Origin of the sequence: Acinetobacter sp. A22 (assembly GCF_030913345.1) — a bacterium.
GTDB classification, from domain to species: domain Bacteria; phylum Pseudomonadota; class Gammaproteobacteria; order Pseudomonadales; family Moraxellaceae; genus Acinetobacter; species Acinetobacter junii.
Genome location: NZ_CP133162.1, coordinates 3,118,348 through 3,142,762, shown reverse-complemented (window position 1 = coordinate 3,142,762; position 24,415 = coordinate 3,118,348). Strand labels below are relative to the sequence as shown.

The window sequence follows — 24,415 nt, the reverse complement described above, 5'->3', positions numbered from 1 at the left end:
CTTTTTTAACTGAATTATTTTGTGCTTATCATTTTCTGATAAACATCTTTGAAGATTTCATAATCAATAAATTCATTATGTTCAATTTTCAGTGCCTTCAATGATTTATCAGAAAGCTGATTTTTACGTGCGTCTATATATACTTGCCCCAGCACATTCGCTGTTTGCTCCAACAAGATCTTTTCTTCGCTCGAAATACCATTGGTTTGTTCAAACTGGATTTGATATTGTTTCGCAAACAATTGCTGTGGTTGCTTATATTGAGCTTTTAGCTTTTTCCATTGCTGACGGTCTTGGTCACCACGCATTGCATCTGTGACTAAACGATTTACAGCTTGACCCAACTTATCATCAAACTGATCTTCTTGCTCCAAATGGTGTTTTTTCTGTAAGCTTTCGATCTGTTTTAGAGCCTTACCTTCAGGACTATATACCTCTTCATCTGAGAACCAATAAGCATAAACACTTGCGACTTCTTGTAGCTCTTGAGAAGTGTAACGTTTTGCAAGGATTGGATTACTCTCAACCAATTTAGCAATGAACACAGCTTTGTAGGTTTGTTCATATGACTGTGTAGCATCGTAACGCTGCTCAGCAATTACTTTGAGCTGATCATCCAAAGATAATGTATAAGGCTGTGCTGAGCGCTCTTGAATGCCTGTTTGACCTAATTTTTCAGAGAAACTGCCGATCGCTTGTTCAAGGATAGAACCCTTACTCGCTTCCGCCCATGTTTTAGCTTGCTTTAACTGAGCTTGATCAATCGGGGTTGCTTTACCGTAATTTGTCACCAGCATATCTGCTTTGATATTAAAGCTCGACTTCAGCTCAGGCAGTGCATAATTCAAGTCATAATCAAGTTTGACTGCACGTCCTTGTGCATCCAAGCCAACATCCATCACGAAAGGATTACGCTTTTCAACGGGTGGTAATGCTTTTTGAATATCTGCTTGATGCTTCAGCCAAAGTGCTTTAAAGCCCTGATCATCAATAAATTGATTTTGATCGTATTGAACAAACTCTTTTTCAACTGCGACCAATTTTTCAATATAAGACAAGAAACCCGATGGCGTTTTCTGTTCACCCAAAACATCAACATCGTACATGGTTTGACAATACTGAATATCACCAAAATTTGTTTTGGCAGCATTTTGTAATGCTGTACATTGCTCGGCTGTTAACACTTGTTCTGTTGCAGTAGCAGACTCTGCAACGGCATCAGCCTCTTCTGTGATATCTTCAGCTTCTTGAGCCACATCCTCTGCTGCGACTTTGGTTGCATCTGCCTCTTCAGTATATTCATCCTCTGGCTCTTCTACTCCAAAGTGTTGATTCACTAAACGATACAACTCTTGGCTCACCACACTCGCATCATCAGCTGCTGCCTTTGAATTTAATAAAGTGCCACTTTGTTCAGCCTTTGAAGCAGTGTCTGTTTTGTCTTGCTCTGAAATCAATTTTTCAAGATTTTGCTCATCAAATTTCAAAATACTTTGCATTAAGTATTTTTCATTCACTTTGCTATATAGATTCGCTTGCAGAACCAGCTCTTCAATTGTGGTTTTTAAACGAATTTTCTCTACCACACCCGCAGCTTGATCAGCAGAACTCACCGACAAAGTTTGGATACTGTTTGGATCAGCTAAACGATAGTAAATAGCACTCGATGCTTTGATGTATTCTGCAAATTTCTTGTAATCAACTTGTTTAAACAAACCTTGGTATTTTGAAAAATCTAAATACGCTAAATTGTTCTGATTTTCTTTATTCACCAAGTACGGCATCAATGCAAAATAATTGATGTAGAACTTGTAGTTATTTAAATCCAAAACCATCGGAACTTTCGCTTGAACCAATAAGGTTGGTTTTTCATAACGAGCAGTGAGGTTAAACGAGCCCATCTTTTGTCGATAATGCACAGATCCATCATACTCAAATTGCATATCATTTAAAATGTTAGCCATTACTCGAGCAAATTTATCAAACTTGCTATTGCCCAAACCTTTCGGTTGCTCTGCCAAAGCTTTATATAGTGCTTGTTTTTGTTTTGCATCCAAATTGACTTTTTGCTCGCGCAGATATTGATCAACCTTTTGTTTCAAAGCAGCATCTAAAACATCTTTCTGTTGATCTGCTTCAGCTTTATGCTGATCAAGGTCAACATGAATATTAAATTTCCCCCGATAGTCGTAGCTCGGATATTCGTACATCGCATTGATGCTATTTATTGCTTTTTGCTCTAAACTAGAAGAGCTTGAATTGGTTTTAATGACATGCTGAGAACAACCTGAAATACTAAGACCAAACAAACATAATGTTAAATATTTTAAACGCATAGCTTTATCAAACACCTTTATATCGTTATATTTTCAATTACTAAATGGATCATTTTCATATTCAAAACGAGTCTAAAACTTTAACAGAAAATTGAATTTTCAACTAAGTGTTTTTAGCCTTAATTAGCTTTTCTGACAGTCTTTTCCACAGTGTTTATCAATGTATTTTCATCACCACTGTGAATAATCAAAGTACTGATACAGATAATCCACAACGATTCAAATACAGGATTAAGATTATGCCAGCTTATAAAGCCCCGCTCCGTGATATTCGCTTCTTAATGAATGAAGTGTTCGATTATCCAGCACATTACCAAACTTTGACAAGTGGTCAAAATGCTGATGCTGATACAGTTGACATGATTCTTGAAGGTGCGGCTGATTACTGCGAAAACGTACTTTCTCCAATCAACCAGTCTGGCGACGAAGAAGGTTGTACTTTTAACAACGGCGAAGTAACTACTCCTAAAGGCTTCAAAGAAGCATACGACCAATTCGTAATGGGTGGTTGGCAAGGTCTTTCTTATCCAGAAGAGTTTGGTGGCCAAGGCTTACCAATGTCTTTAAACCTTATCAAATCAGAAATGATGGGTACTGCGAACTGGTCGTTCACGATGTATCCTGGTTTAAGTACAGGTTGTATGAACACCATCATGCAATTCGGTACTGATGAGCAAAAAAATACATATATGCCTAAACTCGTTGAAGGTACTTGGTCTGGCACAATGTGCTTAACTGAGCCTCAATGTGGTACTGACTTAGGTCAAGTAAAAACTAAAGCAGAAGCTGCTGCTGACGGTACTTACAAAATCTCTGGTACAAAAATCTTCATCTCTGCAGGTGAGCATGATTTAACAGAGAATATCATCCACATCGTACTTGCACGTCTTCCAGATTCACCTGCTGGTACTCGTGGTATTTCGTTATTCATCGTACCTAAGTTCATCCCAACTGCTGATGGTGGTGTAGGTGAGCGTAACACGGTTTCTTGTGGTTCGATCGAACACAAAATGGGTATCCGTGCTTCAGCAACTGCTGTATTGAACTTTGATAACGCAACTGGTTACTTAATCGGCGAAATCAACAAAGGTTTACATGCCATGTTTACCTTCATGAACACTGCACGTATTGGTACAGCTGTTCAAGGTATCGCACACGCTGAACTTTCTTTCCAAGGTGCTTTACCTTATGCGAAAGACCGTATGTCTATGCGTGCACTTTCTGGTAAAAAAGAGCCAGAGCGTGTTGCTGATGCGATCATTCACCACGCAGACGTTCGCCGCATGCTTTTAACTCAAAAAGCTGTAGCTGAAGGTGGTCGTGCAATGATTTATCACGCTGCCAAACTTGCAGATAAAATGGCTGATGCGCTGGCAAGTGGTGATCAAGCTGCTTATGAAGCTGCCGATGACAAACTTGGTTTCTATACTCCAATTCTTAAAGGTTTCTTGACTGAATTAGGTTTGGAAGCTGCAAACCATGGTATCCAAGTATATGGCGGTCATGGTTTCATCAAAGAATGGGGCATGGAACAAATCGCACGTGATGCACGTATCTCAACATTGTATGAAGGTACAACAGGTGTCCAAGCACTTGACTTATTAGGTCGTAAAGTGCTTTTAAGCTCAAAAGGTAAAGTTGTTCGTGACTATACTGCTGAAATCTTAAAATTCTGTGCTGCACATGCTCGCAACAAGTATTTACGTCGCTTCGCTTGGGACTTAACTAAGCTTTGCGCTCAATGGAATACATTAACTGTTCGCATCATGCTTGCAGCGCGTAAAGACCGTGACATCGTATCTTCTGCTTCTAATGATTTCTTGATGTTCTCTGGTTATGTAATGATGGCTTACTTCTGGGCTCAACAAGCTGTAATCGCTTCTGAAAAATTAGAAGCTGGTAACGGTGCTGAAACTCCAGAATTCTATAAAGCAAAAATCAAAGTTGCAGATTTCTACTTTGACCGTTTATTGCCACGTGCTCAAGGTCATGCAGAATCAATGGTATCGACTTCTCGTACATTGACTTCTCTTGCACCAGAACACTTCAGCTTCGATTACTAATCGAAACTGCATAAAAAAGAGCGCTTAAGCGCTCTTTTTTATATTTGAATCCATCATGATTTTACTTTTTCAAAAACATAGGCTTTCTTAGGAAACGGATATTCGTTAAAAAACTTCCGATTTTGTCCGTGATCACCATTCCAAATCTTGTCTAAATTCATCACCAAATCTTGATTCGCATTAATTTTATAGTACAAATTCACATCCGCTGCATCACAACGAATCATGATTTCATTTTGATCTTTATGAACATGCCAATGAACCTGCTTACAGGTCTGTTCAATTTTGGCAATATTCTGTGATGAATCAGTGCCCAAACGTCCAAAGCTGGTATTGGTCCAAAATACAGATCCATCATCTAGTAAATTAATAATATATTCGGCTTCGTTTTCATTGTTCACACATCCAGCAAAAGGATCAGAACATGGAATACGCGCATGATAACGCCCGGCATAGATCAAATCTTGCGGTGATGGTTTTTCTATATGTTTCGATGCAACATGAGGAATGGTTGCCTGACCTGCTACTTTAGTTAAAGCAACACCTTCACTGGAAACTGCTTGATCATCTACAAGCACAGTCGATACAGCCGCCTCAACAGGTTTAGGCTGGGTTTGACTGTGTGATACCGCTGGTTCAGTATGATGACCATCACATGCTGTCAAACCTAAAACCAATAGAGTTCCTACACTGAGGGGCTGTAAGAATAACCGAAACTGCATATTCATCATTCTCTAACATCAACATCGTTCATTTTATTCAAGACCTCTCCACCCCGTGTAAATCATAAAGAACAGGATATACATTTACACATCTACAAAAGGAATAGAAATAAAGTAACGATGAGTCTGAAATCGCAGGTTGCTATCGCAAGATGCGTTAAGTCGGTGCATTTTAGGCGATAGTGTCGGTTTTTCCATCAATTCTTTACATACCGTAACTATTCTCTCGCTTACAGAAACTTTAAAAAAATGAATTTGACCCTATCTCTAATATAACAACAGCACATTATCTCAATTTTTTGATTTTTCCCTGTTGTTTCATTTATTTAAGGAGAAAAACTCGATGGCCAATTCTGGTTTATATCGCTCAAACCAACAAAGCATGATCGCTGGTGTAATGGGCGGTATTGCTGAACGTTTTGGTTGGAATGCGAATTTACTACGTTTAATCTTTGTGATTATTTCAATTATGAGCGCCGCTTTCCCAGGTATTTTGGTGTATTTAATCATGTGGTTAGTCATTCCAAAAAGACAGGCGAATCGAGTTGAGCACGTACAAGGTTACAACCAACCTGTCAAAACAGTGTATGAAGATCAAGGAATCAAACGTTAATCTTATTTTTTAGTTTGGTCGCTACGGTTGGATTTACCCCTATACAACCGTAGCTTTTTTTTGCTCACAATACAGATGATTGTTGTTTGATTTGCTGATGCAAAGCCGCAATCATATCAGCCCGACTAATAATTCCAATTAAACGCAGTTCTTCGACCACAGGAATATAATTAAAAGATTTTTCAACAAAATAAGGTACAAGATCTTGAATCGGTTGTAATGGATCAACTTTCACAACTCGACGACTCATAATCTGTTTCACATAATGTTGCCAAGAATTGCGCGGATCAGTGGCTCCTTTGAACCACTCAACAACTTCGTACAATGCTAGAGTTCCAACCAATTGCTCTTGATCATTCACAACTGGCAAACTCATTAAATTAACCGATTTAAACTTATCCAAAGCCTGATGAATATCGTCATTCTCATATAATTTGATTACATCACGGCTCATAATATCCTGACACACGAACGAATGATTTAATCGCTCATTCGCATGCTCTTGTGCTTCTAAAATGATTTTCTCTAAATCGTATTGGCTGATATCTAATAGTTCAGTGTGTTGCTCTAAGGCATATTCGATATCTTTGGGTTGAATCGATACTTTTTGAGTAGGTGTTGGGTCTTTGGAGCGTTCATTCAGATGAGGCATAGTCGGATAATTTCGCCCAATCAGTCGATTAAAAAACACTGCAAAAACAAGTAATAAAACTGAGTTGAGTAATACAGGGTAAAGGATAAAATGAAAGCCGAGCTTATGTACAGCTTCTCCACCCAAAACCGCAGTAATGGCTACAGCACCACTTGGTGGATGTAATGAATCTGTGGTCATCATCATAAAGATAGCCAATCCAACAGCCACACTAAATGCTGTGGTTAAATCAGGTAAAAGCTGGGTGCAAGCCACCCCAATAAATCCCGCTAAAGTATTACCAACCACCACATTCCAAGGCTGTGCTAATGGACTATTTGGAACTGCAAATAATAAAACGGAAGATGCACCCATCGGCGCGATATACCAGGCATTCATCCCGCCCAATACATACCAACTAATCAAAGAAGAAATCGCCAAACCACACAGTGCGCCAAAGCCTGAGAACAAACGTTCTTTCACTGGAAGAACTTTATAATTAGGTTTTAGTAAATTTATCCAGTCTAATTGGGTCAAGTTCACAATGCACCTTGCTGGTTGGATGTTTTGATTTTCGAACGAAGCAAGTATACGCGCAAAGCCAAATAAGGTGTATTCAAGTTACATCTTAAAGATATGAGATAATCTGATAATCTATTATTCAAGCAATTTTTACCAAATATTATAAATTAACCAACACCGATGATTAATCAATTCAATACTGTGCTAGAGAACTGTTTTGTATAAAACTGAGTTTTTAACACTGCTGCTGTGTGCATTAGCAGCATTACTACATGGTCTGAGTGGTTTCGGATTTCCGATGATCAGTACAGCAGCATTGTCTCTGTTTCACCCTCTACAGACTGCCATCGCGATGGTACTTATTCCTTGTATTATCATGAATCTGAGTGTGTTAGGGACGCATGAAAAAGCCCCGATCTCCCTATTATATTATGTAAAAAATTACTGGAGTCTTATCGGTAGTAGCCTGATTGGAAGCCTGTTTGGCGTCATGCTACTGCTTTATATTGATGAAAGTTATCTCAAGCTGTTGTTAGGGATGGTCATTTGGCTCTATGTATTAGATCAATTTAGATCGCAACCTTTGCACCTACGTCGCTCAATTAAAAACATGCTCATATTTGGGTTGCTTGCAGGTGTGATCGGAGGCGCAACCAATGCGATGGCTCCATTTTTGATGATGTATTTGTTAAGTACACAGCACAGTAAAAATGACATCGTGATGATTACCAACATTAGCTTTCTTGCCAGCAAATTAATCCAGCTCTCGATACTCTACCCAACGCTTTTGACCTTTGATCAGGCACAGATATATCTATTGTGTGCAATTACGATTTTTTCATTATTTTTTATTTATCTTGGTTCTAAGATCAGAATTCATATTTCTCAACAAAAATTCAAACGCCTTATTTTAGTCATTTTGACTGTACTCGGTACCAATGCACTGTGGCAGGGAATCAACATGATTTAAAAAGATTTTACATAGATGGCAGAACTTAATATTTACTTCTAGTTCTTTAAGACTTTATGGTTATTCAGTTGTATACGCTATCGCAACTAGAACAACTCAAATAAGGATATTTTATGAATGTTCCTCACCTCGAAACACCCACCAATGCCATGCCCAAAGGCTTAATCCGTGGCTGGGTGATTATTGCAATTGCAGCACTGCTGTCTTTCGGTTTATATGAAATTTTGCCTTATGACCAAAATGCCAATAAAGGTCTAAGTCTGTTGTTATTTATCGGTATTTTATGGCTGACTGAAGCCATTCACATCACCATCACGGCATTGCTAGTCCCTGTGCTCGCGGTTCTCGTCGGTATGCCGAGTGTGGGAGGAGATGGTGAGATTGAAGCCATTTCTACCACTAAAGCACTGAGTACTTTTGCTGATCCTACGATTTTCCTATTTTTTGGTGGTTTTGCCTTGGCAACTGCATTGCATGTGCAAAAACTAGATCGAAAAATTGCCATGTGGATTATTGCAATGTCTAGAGGGCATCTGGGAGTAGCTGTTTTAGCCATCTGTTTGGTCACAGCCGTTTTGTCGATGTGGATTTCAAATACTGCTACAGCGGCTATGATGCTTCCACTTGCATTGGGTTTGCTTTCACATTTTGATGCGCAAAAAGAACGTAAAACTTTCGTATTCATCCTCTTAGGTATTGCTTATTCAGCAAGTATTGGCGGCTTAGGTACTTTAGTTGGCTCTCCACCCAATGCGATTGCAGCGAAAGCATTAGGCTATGATTTTGCAGACTGGATGAAAGTCGGTTTGCCTATGATGCTCATCATTTTCCCTGCGATGTTATTTAGTTTGTATATCGTGCTCAGACCTAAACTTAATCATCGTGTGGAATTCAGAACAGAAACTATCCCTTGGAACCGTGATCGTATTCTAACCATGTTAGTTTTCGCTATCACTGCATTGGCATGGATTTTTGGTAAAAGCGTCAGCGAACAGTTTGGAATTACTCAACCTGATACATGGATTGCAGTACTCGCAGCCTGTATGGTCGTGATCTTAGGAATCGCCACTTGGAAAGATATTGCAGACAATACGGACTGGGGCGTATTAATGCTATTTGGTGGTGGCTTAACTTTAAGTGCCGTTTTAAAAGACTCTGGTTCTTCTTTGGTACTTGGGCAAACTCTGGCAAATGCATTTGGTGATGCCTCACCATTCCTAGTCATCGTGATTGTAGCTGCATTTATTATTTTCTTAACTGAATTTACCAGTAATACAGCCTCGGCTGCTCTGCTGGTTCCAGTATTTGCAGCAATCGCTGATCAAATGGGAATTCCAAAAGAAATTCTTGTGGTTGTCATCGGAATCGGTGCTTCATGTGCGTTTATGCTCCCTGTAGCAACACCACCGAATGCGATTGTATTTGGTACGGGGCATATTCAACAAAGTGAAATGATGCGAATTGGCTTTATCCTCAATATTTTATGTATCGCACTGGTTTCAATATTTGTTTACTGGTTTTTCCTCTAAATACAAAAAAAGCGCTACGGCGCTTTTTTTATCGCTTTAAATAAGAGAGAAGATCAAACGTATTTTTCATTCAAATATCGCCAATAACGTTTAGGCAAATATTGCACATGTAATTTCAAATTTTGACGTTCTTTAATGTTGATACTATTAAAATAATCTTTCCAAAGTTGATCATATAATTCTTCTTGTTCATCTAATTCTAATTGGAAGTTTTGACTCGCACCATTTTCGATATTACGGTCAATCTGATGAGTATCTAAAGACACCTCGTGAATTTCACGTAAATCATAATACAATCCATATTTACGTTGTTCGTCATAAATCAACCAACGTTGATCTTGATAACGACGCTTAAAATGCGGCTGTATTAAAGGCAGCACATTAAAATCAGGGCGAACCAAACTTAAAAACAATCCATCTGTGGTTTTCTTAAAACGCACAAATGCTTCCATACGATGCTTTTCTCGCCCGACCTTTTTCGTCCATTGCGATATCGCTAAAACACTGGGATGCGAATAATTCTTCTCAACTGAATGTTGATGTCGAAAGACATAGATACAGTAATTAAATAAATGCTGATAGGCATCCAAAGATTCCGATAAATAGGCAAAATAAAATTGTTTCAAAGATGAATGCGATAATTTCTGCTGTAAAGCTGACCAAACACGTGCTGCATGTTGCTCGTGATTTGGAATTTCAACCACCGTGGCAAATAAACCATGCTGTGCGCCTTGGTTTAAACGCAGTTGCACGTGAAACTCTTTGAATTGAAAAGCACGAAATACGCAGTTGAGTAAACCGACCATAGAGCCATCAAAATAGTAATAAACCACACCATCACTGAGCATGTTTAGAATCCTAAACTCAACTGAGGTGACAGTTGTTTCACGTACTTGGATGAACCCTGCGTTAGTATTTGCTGACGAATATCAGTCGTAGAAAGTTCCTTTTGAAAGCGTGGACTGTCTTCACAGCGAATAAAAAACTGGGCACGTGAATACGCCACACCGAGTTGCTTCAATAAATCAGTATGTATCTTGCCAAAACGACGCGCTTGCACGATTTTCTTGGCTGACTTTACGCCGATACCTGGTACACGAAGGATCATACGATAGTCAGCACGATTTAAATCCACTGGAAACTGCTCGGGATGACGCAACGCCCAACTCAGTTTTGGGTCTACATCCAAATCTAAATGTGGGTGTTTTTCATTGACGATTTCATTGACTTCAAAACCATAAAAACGCATCAACCAATCACTTTGATAAAGACGATTTTCACGCAACAAAGGTGGTGCTGAACCGACAGCAGGAAGATAATTATTTTCTGTGTTGATTGGAATATAACCTGAGAAATAGACACGTTTGAGTTTAAATTCTTTGTAATGTCGATCTGCCATTACAAGTACGTCTTGATCGGTTTCTTGATGTGCGCCAACCACCATTTGCGTGGTCTGTCCTGCGGGTACATATTTCGGCACATGCTTAATAATTTGACGTTCATCTTTGAGTTGAATCAGTCGATCTCGTACGAGTCCCAAATCTTTTTGTACTTCTTGATGTGATTTTTCAGGAGCAAATGCTTTTAACCCAACCTCGGTTGGCATTTCTAAATTGATGCTCATACGGTCAGCATAAAGCCCTGCTTCATGAATTAGTTCAGGCGATGCACCTGGAATAGTTTTGAGATGAATATAGCCATTAAAATTTTCCTCTAGACGTAGCTTTTTCACCACTTGGAGCATCCGCTCCATCGTATAGTCTGCGGATTTAAAAATGCCTGAACTCAGGAATAATCCCTCTATATAATTACGACGATAAAAATTAATGGTCAGATCAACCACTTCTTGTACGGTAAATGCAGCACGTTTGACATCATTGGAACGGCGTGACACACAATAAGCGCAATCAAAAATACAGACATTACTGAACAAGATTTTCAGCAATGAAACACAGCGCCCATCTTCGGTATAGCTATGGCAAATCCCTGCCCGACTGGCATCACCTAAACCTTTGTCTTTATTTTTACGGTCACTACCACTAGAGGAACAGGACACATCATATTTAGCTGCGTCCGCAAGAATTTGTAATTTTTCACGAATGCGATCAGACATATCAAACACCTCTGTGACAACATCATTTCAAAGCTAACATTTCATGATTTGAAAATTAAGATCGATAAAGATGTTATGCGTCATGAGGTGACGTTTATGTGAATGGTCTTCCATTCAGAACTTTGCCAACTGGGAAAATATGTCGGCTATTGGGTCCGTTTTGAATTAACTCGAAAATTAAACAAAAGCGTTTAAATAATTTATTATCAGAACTTGTCGCTGAAACGCTCGAATCCTTTGCACTGCACCCGAAAATCCTTATACTTAACCACAATTTTTGTTTGATTCCAGTGGATGCACCATGAGTCGTGCTATATCGCATATTGATACATTTCAGGGCTTAATTCTTGCCCTACAAAACTATTGGGCGGAGCAAGGCTGCGTCGTATTACAACCATATGATATGGAAATGGGTGCAGGGACATTCCACACTGCAACTTTCTTACGCGCATTAGGTCCAGAAACTTGGAACGCGGCTTATGTTCAACCTTCACGCCGCCCGAAAGATGGTCGTTATGGTGAGAACCCAAACCGCTTACAACACTATTATCAGTTCCAAGTGGTACTTAAGCCAAACCCAGACAATATCCAACAGCTTTATCTTGATTCGTTAAAAGCGATCGGCATCGATACACTGACTCACGATATTCGCTTCGTAGAAGACAACTGGGAATCTCCAACACTAGGCGCTTGGGGCTTAGGTTGGGAAGTTTGGTTAAATGGTATGGAAGTGACTCAGTTCACTTACTTCCAGCAAGTCGGTGGTGTTGAATGCTACCCTGTTACTGGTGAAATCACATACGGTTTAGAACGTCTTGCAATGTACCTTCAAGGTGTAGACTCAGTTTACGATCTTGTTTGGACCAAAGGTCAATTCGGTACTGTGACTTATGGTGATGTATTCCATCAAAATGAAGTAGAACAATCGACCTATAACTTCGAATATGCGCCAGTCGATAAATTATTTGAATTATTCGATTTCTATGAAGCTGAAGCAGCTCGTTTAATGGAAGCTGAACTTCCACTTCCTGCTTATGAGCAAGTGATTAAAGCATCGCATAGCTTTAACTTATTAGATGCGCGTGGTGCGATTTCTGTAACTGAGCGTCAACGTTATATTTTACGTGTTCGTACCTTAGCGCGTTCAATCGCTCAAAGTTATGTGGCTGCGCGTGCGAAACTCGGTTTCCCAATGGCAGAACCACATTTACGTGATGAAGTATTAGCGCAGTTAAAAGCACAAGTTGAAGCAGAAGCAGCACAAAACAAAGCCAATGCATAAATGGGAAAAAATCTGATTTAGGAAAATAAAATGCCAAGTGTTGTGATTGAAGTAAGACGTGAATATTCAACTGAACAAGAAATAGCAATCATTGATGCTGTTCAGTCTGCTTTAGTCCAACACTTTCAAATTCCTGAAAAAGACAAACATATCCGTTTTTTCGCTCATTTACCGCATCGTTTTGCCTGTCCACCACATCAAGATCAACCTGAGTTTTATACTCAAATTAGTATTGATGCATTTGCTGGACGTTCTGTGGATGCAAAGCGCAATCTTTATCAAGGGATTGTAAATAACCTTGAATTGCTCGGTATTCCACCAAAATATGTGACGATTATTATTCGAGATATTCCCTTAGAAAATTGGGGTATCCGTGGCGGTCAGGCAGCGTGTGATGTTGCATTAGGATTTAAGGTAGATGTTTAGATCATCTTGCTTATGACAGATAAATATTTTTAGAAGACATTTGAAATGACACATACCGTACTATTTGAATTGGGCTGTGAAGAACTTCCACCCAAAAGCTTAAAAACTTTACGTGATGCTTTAAAAGCTGAAACTGAAAAAGGCTTAAAAGATGCAGGCTTAAATTTCGCTGCAATCGAAGCCTATGCTGCACCACGTCGTTTAGCGCTCAAAATTGTTGATATCGATGCGGCTCAAGCAGATACACAAAAACGTTTTGACGGCCCTGCTGTTCAAGCCGCTTATGATGCTGAAGGCAAACCGACCAAAGCACTTGAAGGCTTTATGCGTGGTCAAGGCATCACGGTTGATCAGCTTTCGACGTTCCAAGCAGGCAAAGTTGAAAAAGTTTGCTTCTTGAAAGATGTGAAAGGTCAAAGCCTTGATGCTTTACTGCCACAAATTTTACAAACTGCATTAGACAACTTACCAATCGCAAAACGTATGCGTTCTGCTGCAAGTCGTACTGAATTCGTGCGTCCAGTAAAATGGGTCGTATTGTTGAAAGATGATCAAGTGGTTGAAGCAATCATTCAAGATCATAAAGCAGGTAATGTGACTTATGGTCACCGTTTCCATGCACCTGAAGCCGTGACTTTGGCGCATGCAAATGACTACCTTGCTGTTTTAGAAAAAGCTTATGTCGTTGCGAATTTTGAAAAGCGTCAAGCAACCATTCAAGATCAAGTGAAAAAGTTAGCTGATGAAGTTAATGCAACTGCGATTGTCCCAGTAGACTTACTTGATGAAGTCACCAGCTTGGTTGAATGGCCAGTTGCATTACGTGCAACTTTTGAAGAGCGTTATTTAGCTGTTCCTCAAGAAGCCTTGATTACCACGATGCAGGACAATCAAAAGTATTTCTGTTTGATCAATGCTGAAGGTAAATTACAGCCTTACTTTATTACTATTTCAAATATTGAGTCGAAAGATCCGATTCAAATTATTGAAGGCAATGAAAAAGTTGTACGCCCTCGTTTGTCGGATGCAGAATTCTTCTTCCTACAAGACCAAAAGCAACCGCTTGCATCTCGTAAAGAAAAACTCGCAAATATGGTATTCCAAGCACAATTGGGTACGCTTTGGAATAAATCAGAACGTATTGCTAAATTAGCTGTAGCATTGTCACCAATTACAGGTGCAAATGCAGCCGATGCTGAAAAAGCAGCGTTACTCGCTAAATGTGATTTGACCTCTGAACTTGTGGGCGAATTCCCTGAACTTCAAGGGATTGCAGGAACTTATTATGCTCGCCTTGAGGGTGAGAATCATGAAGTTGCTGAAGCTTTAGGTGAGCAATACTTACCTAAGTTTGCGGGTGACGTATTACCACAAACCAAGACAGGCACAACGATTGCGCTTGCAGATCGTTTAGATACGCTGGTTGGTATTTTTGGTATTGGTCAAGCGCCAACAGGTTCTAAAGACCCATTTGCATTACGTCGTTCTGCAATCGGTATCTTACGTTTGATCATTGAAAATGAACTTGATGTGACGATTGAAGAACTGGTTAATTTTGCGCTTCAAGGTTATGGCGATATAGTTAAAGATCATGACAAGACACGTGCGGATGCCGTTGCATTCCTTGAAGGTCGTTACCGTGCCAAATATGAAGACCAAGGCGTTGCAGTTGATGTGATTCAAGCGGTTCAAGCACTTGCTCCAAAATCTCCTCTTGATTTTGACAAGCGTGTGACTGCGGTGAATCACTTCCGTACATTGCCAGAAGCGGCTGCATTGGCTGCGGCAAATAAACGTGTTGCCAATATTCTTGCAAAAGAAGCAACACCTGAAGGAAGCGTCGTTGAAGCGAACTTGGTTGAAGCTGCTGAGAAAGCACTTTTTGCAGAGTTATCAGCTTTAACACCAGTAGTTCAGCCTTTACTTGCTGCGCGTAATTATACCGAAGCATTGTCTAAGCTTGCTGCGCTTCGTGCGCCAATTGATGCCTTCTTTGAAGGCGTGATGGTCATGGCTGATGATGCTGAATTAAAAGCCAACCGTTTACGTTTATTGACTCAGTTGCGTGATTTGTTCACGGCAATTGCGGATGTAAGTGTGCTGCAGGGTTAAGTATTTATAGTTCTTGATCTTTCAAATAAACCCCGCTATACAATAGCGGGGTTTATTTAGTTAGGTGGTTATTAATGATGCAAACAAAAATTTGCGCTATGATGTTCTCACTCATAATCTATCCTACCACCTGTTTAGCTCTATCAAAGCAATCACATACTCTTGCTGCAGTAAATCACCCCAATGGTTACGATGCTCCCGAAGGAAGCATTGCTATACTCAAACGGAAAAAGAATATCTGTACAATATCGATCACACTTTATGGTGAGACTGGAAAAATTATTTACCTTTGGCATTTTAATGCATCAGGACTAAAACAAGCTCAGCGGACAGAATATAATTACACTGATGGTGGCTTAGCCATGCTCCCTGAGAATCAAGGCCAGTTTTTAGAATATGTCCATTCAAATCAAAAATTAAATCCTCATGCACAAGAAGTACAATCTGAATTTAAAAAAGTCCGTGGATTCTTTCCAAATCAATTAGTAAGCTGTATATAAATTAAAAATTAGATGAAAGAGGCCTTAGCTTTATTAAATATTGGACATCTAAATCAAAAAACTACTCCCGTATTGATACAGTTTTTATGATTAATTCCAAACTAGTAATTGTGCTCTTATCATATAGATAGTCTCTTTTTAATTAACGTTACGAACATTATCAATTTCACATCACCTACATTCTTTTCTTGAACTTGGCGATAAGCTATAAAACTTGAATTGCAACATTATTGCCAAAAGGATAAAAGATGATGAAAAAAATATCTGCTCTGTGTTTAGCGACTACACTGATCGCATCGTCTTCTCTCTGGGCAACCGAAAATACAACAGCCACAAATGCAAACACGACTACGGCTGAAAAAACACTTCCTTATGGTGACAACCCGAGCCTTGGTCGAGTATTGCTATATAAAACAGGTAAAGGGCTACAAAACTTAGGTGATTCAATTCAAGGTGCATCTGAAAACACCTCACAAAAAATGAGTGAGAGATGGAAAAACACCAAAGAATATACCGCTGAACAATCTGAAATCGTTCAGGAACAAACACAAAAAGCCAAACAATACACTGCTAAAAAATGGCAAGACACCAAAGATGCGGTTGTTGGTACAAATGATGGAAATGTTCCTATTGAGCGTGCTGAACTTAGTCAGCCATCATCAAATTAATACGATTGAACAAAATTTATAGGAATGAATGAAACAATGACAGTTATGCCTTTTAAAACCATTTTGCTTCGTTTAGTCAGTAGTATTGGCTTTACTGCGTGTTCAACGCTCTCTTCTCAAGCCGAGCAGCCTTTACAACAACTGCAACTGGTTCAGAACATTGATGCCCTACCCGATACCAAGACCAATGCCGCATCCTTAAATAAATACAAGAATCATTGTATGATCCAGTTTACAGGTTATTTTGATGGTGGGCAGAGTACGGAATCATGGGAATTTAAAGGCAATCAGTTAAGTCGGGCTTTTTCTGAGACCTATCAATATGTGCCGAATCGTTTATTCAATGCGACCACTGAAAAACCTTTATTAGATCAGAAAACCCGAAAAACCACAGTATTTGACATTCAGAAACCTGAGGTAAAACATAACTTTGACAAGTTAAAAAGCTACTTTAACCAAACCGTTTTGGACCAATGTGGCTAAGTTTGCCATCTCCACAATTTCTATCCAAAGTGTTTTTAAGCTGTAATCTAGTTGTAAAGTTTTGCTGAAATCCATAGCTTTCTCTCATTTGCTCGATATGATTCATTTGCGTTCATGAAGTGCCCCAACATGGCACATATTTAAAGGAAACCGCAATGAAGAAAATGATCAAAACAGCTATCGTGACAACAACTATTCTCGCTTCTGCTTCTGTTTTTGCACAAAATGTAGGGGTAAATGCGAATGGATCTGCTCAAGTGAATGTTCAATCTGGTGGATTGGTAAAAGGCATTACAGGTGCAGTTGCTAACACAGCACAAGGCGTTGGTCATGTAGCACAACATGTTGGTCATGCGGCCGTGAACACAGGTGTGAATGCATCTCAGAAAACTGTGGGTACTGCTGCAAATATAGGATCAAAAGTGATTCATACCACGGGTACTGCCGTGAAAAATACGAAAGATTATGCTGTAGAGAAAGCCGTAGATGGTCGAACATTTGCTGCTGACAAAACGGCGGATGTGAAAAAACGTATTGCGGACAAGCAAGCAGCTTCTAAGGCGCTAAGCTTAGAAGCTCAAACCAATGCAAAAGCGCAGCTGAATAATAAAACAGCAGCGGTAGATGCCAAAACAGGCTTAAATGCAGATAAGAAAAATCTGCAAGCAGGCACTAACGTGGGTGTAAAAGTTTTAGGTGTAAATGCCAATGTAAACACCAATGCTAAAGTCGGCATTAATTAATTACTTTATACCCATCTAATAAATAAAAAGCCCTTAGCAATGTAAGGGCTTTTTTTGTTTAACAGAGTTGTAATCGACTCTGCTCAGCAGAATGACTCTCAATAAAATGCGTCAGACCATCATCTTCACAACTTAAAGTCAGTTGCTTGTAACTAAGATTATAAAAATCTGGATATTGTTTAAATATCAGTGGTGATTGATCTAAAGGTAAAGCATCACCAAACTTGATCAGTTTATGAATTCCCCGATCATTCATGGTCAAGAAATAATATTCATCGTTTAAATTTAACTCAACTAGCGCATTCGGCTTTAAGTGCAAAGGCACAAGGTATTGTGAATTTTCCTGAATATGCTCTGCACTATAGCTTTCAAGTTTTAAACTAACCAAGTTAAAAACCAAGAATTGGTTTTGTGGGGTACAGACGTTGGCAGCTGCTGTTTGAATTTTTTGAACAAAATGTGCATGCGCACCTAATTTATGTAAATTTTGCTCAGTTCCCTGTTGCAATTTAAACAACTGCTGAACGAGTTTTTGTTTCATTACAGCATCAAAATATCGTTCATCAAGTGCAAAGTCATTATTTTCTAAAATCTTTAACAATGCTTGTTGATGCTTCGATAAGGCAGCATCCAAAACATGACGATAGTAGAACTTACTTTGTTTTTTCACTTCACGCACACGACGATAAAAATACGTCAGCTCAAACGGCTTTTCTACAAAATCATGTAACAGTTGCGAGCTTGCCAATACCGAAAGTGCTTCATGTGCTGTAAAAGGCAAATGAATAACATCCATCTGTGGCAACAAAGGTTTTATTTTTAAGAAATGCTCTTTATCTTCAGCAAAATAGGGATCATAGACAAGAATATACTCCCGAGATGCGTCGACCTCATCCGCCTGAATCTGCATATTTTGATGAATAGATGCATCAAAAAATTCTGCATAACGACGATCTTCGACAACTTCTGGGTCAATCGAAAATTGTGGAACAAATGCCACAATTTTTTGCATATTCAACAAGTTTGAGTATTTTATTGCGGCATAGCCACCCATTGAACCGCCATAGCCCACTCGCTTTTCAAACTGTTCAAGAATTGGCTGAATCTGTTGTTGCATCTGCAACATGCTGGCCTTAGGAAACCATGTTTTTAATTTCGGCATTATGCCGATGACATTGTATTCATATTTAATTAATGATTTTTCAGCATTGATGGACATTCCTTTGGCTCGACTAATCAAATCGCCAAAAGAAACCACTAATGTGTCGCTTGAACCTTTCAAAAAAATAACGCGAATATGTTCATCTTCAAATATTATTTGCTTATCCATGCTCACACTGAAAAGTTGATCCTAGGTTGGTATCAAAAAGTCACCAAATCATGACTTTGCCAAACCCAAATTGCCGAGTATCTTATTTTATAGAGATAGAACAGATTAAAAAGCGCAAAAAATGACACAATCCCTGCATCCTTCGGCGCAAAAAGGCTTCAGTTCAGGTGCTGAACTTTACCAACAGGTTCGTCCCAATTATCCACAAGAAATAGTGGTTTGGCTGCAAGATCGTCTCAAAATAGGTGAAAGTTCAACTGTTATAGACCTAGGTTCTGGGACTGGCAAATTCTTACCTTACCTGATTCAAACAGGTGCCAAAGTGCTGGCTGTTGAGCCTGTAAATGAAATGTTAAAGCAGCTCCAACAAAGCTACCCTGATATTGAGTGCTTTCAATCATCAGCAGATTCACTCCCCTTCAAAAATGCTTCTATTGATCGTGTTCTTTGTGCGCAATCATTTCATTGGTTTGCAAATCAACTCAGCCTTTCTGATATCCATCGAGTCCTCAAACCATCAGGTCATCTAGGATTAATTTGGAATCAAAGAGACATCAATGTTGATTGGGTTCAAGCTTTAGCAGATGAAATAGCACCTTTTGAAGGAGATACTCCACGTTATCATAGTGGGCGTTGGAAAGAAGTTTTCGATGATCAGGATTTATTCAAATTAAATAGTTTGCAGACCTTTCAACTGATACATTCTGGTACGGTAGAACAGGTAGTCAGCAAACGCTTATTGTCCACCAGTTTTATTGCAGCAATGCCCTATCCTGAACAACAACAGTTCAAAGCGAAATTTGAACAAATTGTATTTGATTTTACAGGACGATCTCCGCAAGATCAGATAGATTTCCCTTATATCACCTATGCCTATCACTTTCAGAAAATATCAAATTAATCAGGGATGAATATGTCCATGCCAACCGTTAAAACCACTTATGTCCTTGCAGCATTGTTTAGTTCAGTCCTTTTTCTCACAGGCTGTAACAAAGACAAAGAACCCACAGCAGCAACTGAAAATCAAACCAGCTCTAGTCAAGATGCGATTGGTCAATTGAATCAGACACCGATCAAGCAATTTCCTACGACCGCAGATGATGCACATGATATAGCTGTGTTGGATGACTATGATCGTCGCTTTACTGAGATGACTGATAGCATGGAAATCGAACTTGCCAAAATGAAGCAAGAAAATACGTTGACACCAGAGTTTGAAGCACAACGCCAAAAAGACAATGTGAACTCTGCACTCACAATGCTTAAAGATTTAGATCTAAAAACTGAACAAGGACGCTATATTCAAGGTTTGTTATATGATTATTGGGAAAGCCAAGCAAAGGCACTACAAAATACGACAGACACCAATCAGCAAGTTAATCAGTTAAATGAATATTTACATGCACAAAGTCAACTTCATCATTGGCGAAGTGCTCAAGCTACAGAAAATAAAAGCAATTAAATAAAAAACGAGGGTTATCCCCCTCGTTTTCTTGGATTAATTTGAATTAGATTTTCTGCTTTTCAATCCATTGAATCGAATTCACTCGAAATAACTCACATGCACCATCGCCAATATCTGTAGGTGATAGCGAAGACTTCCATACTAAGTCTTTATCACGGACTTCAACCAGTTCACCTTTTAACTGGACCAAATCACCACGTTTCACTTGTTTAATTTGTTTGGCAATTTCAGGATTGGCAGGAATGATGTGCATGTTCGATACCATTTGCATGGCTTGATCCGCAGGCACGGGAAGTTTGTCCATTTTCCAATTCAAATAGCGGTCATATTGACTGACTGAAATATTACGTGCGATTTCAGGATGCGCGAACAATCCCCAACTGACAGCATAATCAATCGGTGAAAACTTGGCTTGCTCATCATTTTGATAAACTTTAGATCCTAAAATACGAAAATTACCGTAAAAAGGCTGCAATACCGAAATCGATTGGTCTTTCACTTGAGGGGATAAACCTTTCGCAATATTGTATTCCACTCCACTGGCAGAAGCATGTGCCTGACCCAGTGCAGCCACCATGCATAAACTCATCCATAGACGCTTTTTCATGGCTTTTACTTCCTCAAAAATATGACTGATAGCAAATAAACTCGTTTGAGCTTTCATAGTATGCTTAGACCATGAGAAAAGTTGCTTTTTTTGGTAACAATCAAATAATCTTTAGTCATATTTTTGTGCAGTGTTTAGGGTCTGTTGACATTTCACATCTAGCTGCGACAGCCCCCCATTAAATCTACGAATGGATTCTCTATGATTTATCAGTTTTATCAACGCCGAATCTTTCCGCATTTACTCAATCAAGTCATGCAAACGGGCAGTTTGATGGATAAACGACGCGAATTACTCATTCCGATCGAAGGTGAAATTCTCGAAATTGGTTTTGGCACAGGTCTCAACATTCCATTTTATGGCAATGTAGATACCCTGTATGCGCTTGAGCCAAATCCAGATATTTATCATTTGGCGATTGAGCGTGTTCAGAATGCACCTTTCCACGTGAAACACGTCCAATCCAGTGCTGAAAAATTACCATTTGCTGATGCATCGCTAGACCATATTATTTCGACATGGACGCTGTGTAGTATCCCCAAACTGGAACAGGCATTAGCTGAAATCTATCGTGTGCTTAGACCTACAGGAACATTTCATCTCGTTGAGCATGTCAAACATCCAGAATCGGTAAAAATGCAATCTTTACAAACCTTACTGACTCCGATTCAGAAGCGCATTGGAGATGGTTGCCATTTAAATCGGGATATCGAACGGAGCCTAGCGCAAGCAAAATTCAAATTTATTGAAAAGCAATATTTTGATGCCGAGGGGATTCCTGCGATCGCACAAAAGATGCTACTTGCTCGAGTGCAAAAGATTTTGTTGAATCCTTGAACTAATCATCAAAGTCGATCCGTAAAGTTTCAAAACGGACTCGACCTTCTCGAACAGCTTGAGCAATCGCCTGTTGTCCTTTGCTCAAGCGCGCACCACCACTTTTGATATCTAATAAAATCACTTCAATATCTTCTGCATCACCATCACCGTCACGAAAATCGGTATAGCCATCAAACACCACATAATCGACAGGATCACCAAGAAATTTGGCATCACTAGGTAAATATTGAAACTCAGGTAAGATCGGGGCAAATTGCTCAGCCATTTTTCCTTTTAAGACTGCACGACTGGTATTCACACTACGCTTTTGAGCATCTAATAATGCCTGTTTATGCTCTAGTTCCAATTCAGCAATATATTTCTCATATTCAGCTTGAATACGACCATTGCGGCTATTTGATAAAATGAGGGTGGTAATCACAACCCCTATACAGCCACCAATCAACATCGCAAGCCAAACCGACATAAGTCATTCCTTTTTCAATAACGCTGCTATTTAACTGCAACATTAAACTTTTGTCATGTGTAGCACACTCTGTTCAAAAAGATGCTAAGGTATAGTGGAATACAAAACACACGTTAAAAAATCTAATTTCATGAAGACAATATTAATCGCAAATCAAAAAGGCGGCTGTGGTAAAACAATGACGGCGATTACGCTCGCCACTGCGCTCTCACAAAAAGGTTATAAAGTCGCTCTCGCAGATGCAGATAATCAAAAATCATCCTTACAATGGCTCAAACAACGCCCCGACTCTGTCACTAATATTCAAAGTCTCGATTGGCGACATGAGAAATCAATCGGCGAAGCTCCCAAAAATCTCGATTATTTAATTATTGATGCGCCTGGCGCTTTATCAGGTGAGCATGCTGAACAATTGGTGAGCGAAGCACATGCGATTGTGACACCATTACAACCTTCATTTTTCGATATTGATAGTACACGCCGTTTTCTCAAGCATCTTCACGAGATTAAACGTATTCGCAAGGGAAAAGTACAAATCTTATTGGTCGCAAATCGAGTCAAACCGAATAGCGCGAGCTCTAAAGATATTCAAGATTTCTTTAACAAGATTGAACAAGAACCTGTGGCATGGATATCAGAAAGAAGTGCCTATGGAACATTGGCGATGCAGGGTTTAAGTGTTTTTGATAAACCACAAAAAAACTTTGTCAGCATCCAACATCAATGGCAACCTGTTTTAAACCAATTGGTCGATGACCCGAGCGAATGGTTCTAAGCACTGTATCTAAAGCTAATCTTTTGATCTTTAATGCTGAAATCCTATAGTGAAAATTTCACTCAGGGTGTTTTTCAGTTAATATGGTTTCAATTATCTTTTGGCACTAGAGAAAACCATGGTGCAACAATACGCTCCAACACTACAACGCGTTTTGCTGTTTGGATTGTTTTTTGTTTTATTGTTTTTGGGCTTTAGTATTCTTAAATACTTTATTGTCCCTGTTCTTTGGGCGGCTATTATCGCCTATATGACATGGCCCGTTTATTTATGGGTACAACGTCGTTTTTTTGGTGAGAACCGCCCTACACTGAACGCTACTATTATGATTACACTTGTAATTTTAGTGATTGGTATCCCATTTATTTTTGCGATTTTCATGCTGCAACTCGAAGGTCGTAATTTATATTTTAATCTACAAAAACAATTATTTTCAGGACACATTCAAGTCCCAGATTTTATTCGAAACCTCCCTATCATTGGCAAAGACATCAGTCGTACAGTCAATGAATTAAGTGCTGATCCGAATAGTATTACCAAAAATGTCGCTGAATGGATTCAAGGTCATCTCAGCTACGGTCGTTTTGTCTTGAGCGAGATTAGTCGTAACCTCGTCAAACTTACGTTTGCCATTATGACCTTGTTCTTCTTTTATCGGGATGGTCAGCTGATTCTGTCACAAGTGAGTCGTGCACTTGAAATGGTGATTGGTCCTCGTGTGCATCATTATCTTGAAACGATTTCAGAAACAACACGTGCAGTCGTTTACGGTGTAGGTTTAACCGCTGTAGCTCAAGCAATTTTGGCAGGTCTAAGCTATTTTGTAGCTGATGTACCCAACCCAATGTTGTTGACTATGGTGACATTCATCTTGGCATTAATTCCTTTTGGAACCCCAATTTCTTATCTCAGCGTCGGTTTATGGTTATTTGCTCAGGGTCAAACAGTTGAAGCAGTCGGTGTTGTGTTATGGGGCTTATTAGTCGTCAGCAGCTCAGATAATGTGATTCGACCACTCGTGATTTCAGGAGCAACAAAAATCCCATTCATCTTAATCATGTTTGGTGTATTGGGTGGTATTGCCAGCTTTGGATTGGTCGGCTTATTTATTGGTCCAGTGATTTTGGCAATCTTATTAGCGATTTGGCGCGAATGGCTACATGAAAATGTTCAAGAACCTATTGCTGCGATCGAAACGCCACCAGAAACCAAATCCTAA

The 24,415-nt window shown here is 39.3% G+C and carries 24 protein-coding genes; 16 read left to right on the top strand and 8 right to left on the bottom strand.

What is annotated here, in order from left to right:
• Window positions 1-14: 14 nt before the first annotated feature.
• Window positions 15-2,336, bottom strand: a complete 2,322-nt coding sequence (locus Q9Q86_RS15300) for a hypothetical protein (RefSeq protein WP_112986994.1) — start codon at window positions 2,334-2,336, stop codon at window positions 15-17.
• A gap of 239 nt (window positions 2,337-2,575) precedes the next feature.
• Between Q9Q86_RS15300 and Q9Q86_RS15295 the strand changes: the two genes are divergently transcribed.
• Window positions 2,576-4,399, top strand: a complete 1,824-nt coding sequence (locus Q9Q86_RS15295) for an acyl-CoA dehydrogenase C-terminal domain-containing protein (protein WP_004909455.1) — start codon at window positions 2,576-2,578, stop codon at window positions 4,397-4,399.
• Window positions 4,400-4,452: 53 nt separating this feature from the next.
• Here the strand turns inward: Q9Q86_RS15295 and Q9Q86_RS15290 are convergent, their stop codons facing one another.
• Complete coding sequence (locus Q9Q86_RS15290; RefSeq protein ID WP_112987000.1) at window positions 4,453-5,121, bottom strand: hypothetical protein; 669 nt, start codon at window positions 5,119-5,121, stop codon at window positions 4,453-4,455.
• Window positions 5,122-5,464: 343 nt separating this feature from the next.
• Here Q9Q86_RS15290 and Q9Q86_RS15285 point away from each other — a divergent pair, with 343 nt between their 5' ends.
• Complete coding sequence (locus Q9Q86_RS15285; RefSeq protein WP_004760601.1) at window positions 5,465-5,734, top strand: PspC domain-containing protein; 270 nt, start codon at window positions 5,465-5,467, stop codon at window positions 5,732-5,734.
• Window positions 5,735-5,798: 64 nt separating this feature from the next.
• Here Q9Q86_RS15285 and Q9Q86_RS15280 read toward each other — a convergent pair whose 3' ends face one another.
• Complete coding sequence (locus Q9Q86_RS15280; RefSeq protein WP_039908578.1) at window positions 5,799-6,908, bottom strand: HPP family protein; 1,110 nt, start codon at window positions 6,906-6,908, stop codon at window positions 5,799-5,801.
• 196 nt (window positions 6,909-7,104) lie between these two features.
• On the opposite strand from Q9Q86_RS15280, the gene Q9Q86_RS15275 reads away from it, so the two are divergent.
• Both Q9Q86_RS15275 and Q9Q86_RS15270 read left to right on the top strand, forming a co-directional pair.
• Window positions 7,105-7,857, top strand: a complete 753-nt coding sequence (locus tag Q9Q86_RS15275) for a sulfite exporter TauE/SafE family protein (protein ID WP_112986993.1) — start codon at window positions 7,105-7,107, stop codon at window positions 7,855-7,857.
• A gap of 113 nt (window positions 7,858-7,970) precedes the next feature.
• Window positions 7,971-9,386: a DASS family sodium-coupled anion symporter gene (locus Q9Q86_RS15270; RefSeq protein ID WP_004909459.1), complete on the top strand. Its 1,416-nt coding sequence runs from the start codon at window positions 7,971-7,973 to the stop codon at window positions 9,384-9,386.
• Between the two features lie 53 nt (window positions 9,387-9,439).
• On the opposite strand, the gene Q9Q86_RS15265 is transcribed toward Q9Q86_RS15270, so the two are convergent.
• Together Q9Q86_RS15265 and Q9Q86_RS15260 are read right to left on the bottom strand one after the other, a co-directional pair.
• Window positions 9,440-10,234 (bottom strand): TIGR03915 family putative DNA repair protein, encoded by a 795-nt coding sequence (locus Q9Q86_RS15265; RefSeq protein WP_112986992.1) that lies wholly within the window; start codon window positions 10,232-10,234, stop codon window positions 9,440-9,442.
• A gap of 2 nt (window positions 10,235-10,236) precedes the next feature.
• Window positions 10,237-11,499, bottom strand: a complete 1,263-nt coding sequence (locus Q9Q86_RS15260; protein WP_004757055.1) for a putative DNA modification/repair radical SAM protein — start codon at window positions 11,497-11,499, stop codon at window positions 10,237-10,239.
• A 301-nt stretch (window positions 11,500-11,800) separates the two neighbouring features.
• On the opposite strand from Q9Q86_RS15260, the gene glyQ reads away from it, so the two are divergent.
• The 7 genes from glyQ to Q9Q86_RS15225 all read left to right on the top strand — a co-directional run bounded on the left by glyQ (window position 11,801) and on the right by Q9Q86_RS15225 (window position 17,713).
• Window positions 11,801-12,781 carry a glycine--tRNA ligase subunit alpha gene (glyQ, locus tag Q9Q86_RS15255; RefSeq protein WP_005403278.1) on the top strand — a complete coding sequence of 327 codons (981 nt, stop codon included), beginning with the start codon at window positions 11,801-11,803 and terminating at the stop codon, window positions 12,779-12,781.
• Window positions 12,782-12,811: 30 nt separating this feature from the next.
• Window positions 12,812-13,207 carry a tautomerase family protein gene (locus tag Q9Q86_RS15250; protein ID WP_005403279.1) on the top strand — a complete coding sequence of 132 codons (396 nt, stop codon included), beginning with the start codon at window positions 12,812-12,814 and terminating at the stop codon, window positions 13,205-13,207.
• Window positions 13,208-13,252: 45 nt separating this feature from the next.
• Window positions 13,253-15,319: a glycine--tRNA ligase subunit beta gene (gene glyS / locus Q9Q86_RS15245; RefSeq protein ID WP_112986991.1), complete on the top strand. Its 2,067-nt coding sequence runs from the start codon at window positions 13,253-13,255 to the stop codon at window positions 15,317-15,319.
• Window positions 15,320-15,393: 74 nt separating this feature from the next.
• The gene (locus Q9Q86_RS15240) at window positions 15,394-15,819 is read left to right on the top strand and encodes a hypothetical protein (protein WP_005403281.1); all 426 of its coding nucleotides are present in this window, start codon (window positions 15,394-15,396) and stop codon (window positions 15,817-15,819) included.
• A gap of 251 nt (window positions 15,820-16,070) precedes the next feature.
• Entirely contained in the window at window positions 16,071-16,487 is a 417-nt protein-coding gene (locus tag Q9Q86_RS15235) for a hypothetical protein (protein ID WP_112986999.1), read from the top strand.
• A gap of 36 nt (window positions 16,488-16,523) precedes the next feature.
• The gene (locus tag Q9Q86_RS15230) at window positions 16,524-16,970 is read left to right on the top strand and encodes a hypothetical protein (protein ID WP_112986990.1); all 447 of its coding nucleotides are present in this window, start codon (window positions 16,524-16,526) and stop codon (window positions 16,968-16,970) included.
• A 155-nt stretch (window positions 16,971-17,125) separates the two neighbouring features.
• Window positions 17,126-17,713: a hypothetical protein gene (locus Q9Q86_RS15225; RefSeq protein ID WP_112986989.1), complete on the top strand. Its 588-nt coding sequence runs from the start codon at window positions 17,126-17,128 to the stop codon at window positions 17,711-17,713.
• A gap of 58 nt (window positions 17,714-17,771) precedes the next feature.
• Here the strand turns inward: Q9Q86_RS15225 and Q9Q86_RS15220 are convergent, their stop codons facing one another.
• Window positions 17,772-19,043, bottom strand: coding sequence for a hypothetical protein (locus Q9Q86_RS15220; protein ID WP_112986988.1), 1,272 nt, complete (start codon window positions 19,041-19,043; stop codon window positions 17,772-17,774).
• Window positions 19,044-19,164: 121 nt separating this feature from the next.
• Between Q9Q86_RS15220 and Q9Q86_RS15215 the strand changes: the two genes are divergently transcribed.
• Both Q9Q86_RS15215 and Q9Q86_RS15210 read left to right on the top strand, forming a co-directional pair.
• Window positions 19,165-19,944, top strand: a complete 780-nt coding sequence (locus tag Q9Q86_RS15215) for a class I SAM-dependent methyltransferase (protein WP_112986987.1) — start codon at window positions 19,165-19,167, stop codon at window positions 19,942-19,944.
• An 18-nt stretch (window positions 19,945-19,962) separates the two neighbouring features.
• Window positions 19,963-20,505: a hypothetical protein gene (locus Q9Q86_RS15210; protein ID WP_112986986.1), complete on the top strand. Its 543-nt coding sequence runs from the start codon at window positions 19,963-19,965 to the stop codon at window positions 20,503-20,505.
• A gap of 46 nt (window positions 20,506-20,551) precedes the next feature.
• Here the strand turns inward: Q9Q86_RS15210 and Q9Q86_RS15205 are convergent, their stop codons facing one another.
• Window positions 20,552-21,115, bottom strand: coding sequence for a hypothetical protein (locus Q9Q86_RS15205; protein WP_112986998.1), 564 nt, complete (start codon window positions 21,113-21,115; stop codon window positions 20,552-20,554).
• Between the two features lie 201 nt (window positions 21,116-21,316).
• Between Q9Q86_RS15205 and Q9Q86_RS15200 the strand changes: the two genes are divergently transcribed.
• Window positions 21,317-21,952, top strand: coding sequence for a class I SAM-dependent methyltransferase (locus Q9Q86_RS15200; RefSeq protein WP_039047069.1), 636 nt, complete (start codon window positions 21,317-21,319; stop codon window positions 21,950-21,952).
• 1 nt (window position 21,953) lies between these two features.
• Here the strand turns inward: Q9Q86_RS15200 and Q9Q86_RS15195 are convergent, their stop codons facing one another.
• Entirely contained in the window at window positions 21,954-22,421 is a 468-nt protein-coding gene (locus Q9Q86_RS15195) for a Holliday junction resolvase-like protein (RefSeq protein WP_004909502.1), read from the bottom strand.
• 130 nt (window positions 22,422-22,551) lie between these two features.
• Here Q9Q86_RS15195 and Q9Q86_RS15190 point away from each other — a divergent pair, with 130 nt between their 5' ends.
• Window positions 22,552-23,196 carry a ParA family protein gene (locus Q9Q86_RS15190; protein ID WP_004909505.1) on the top strand — a complete coding sequence of 215 codons (645 nt, stop codon included), beginning with the start codon at window positions 22,552-22,554 and terminating at the stop codon, window positions 23,194-23,196.
• Between the two features lie 121 nt (window positions 23,197-23,317).
• Window positions 23,318-24,415 carry an AI-2E family transporter gene (locus tag Q9Q86_RS15185; RefSeq protein ID WP_112986997.1) on the top strand — a complete coding sequence of 366 codons (1,098 nt, stop codon included), beginning with the start codon at window positions 23,318-23,320 and terminating at the stop codon, window positions 24,413-24,415.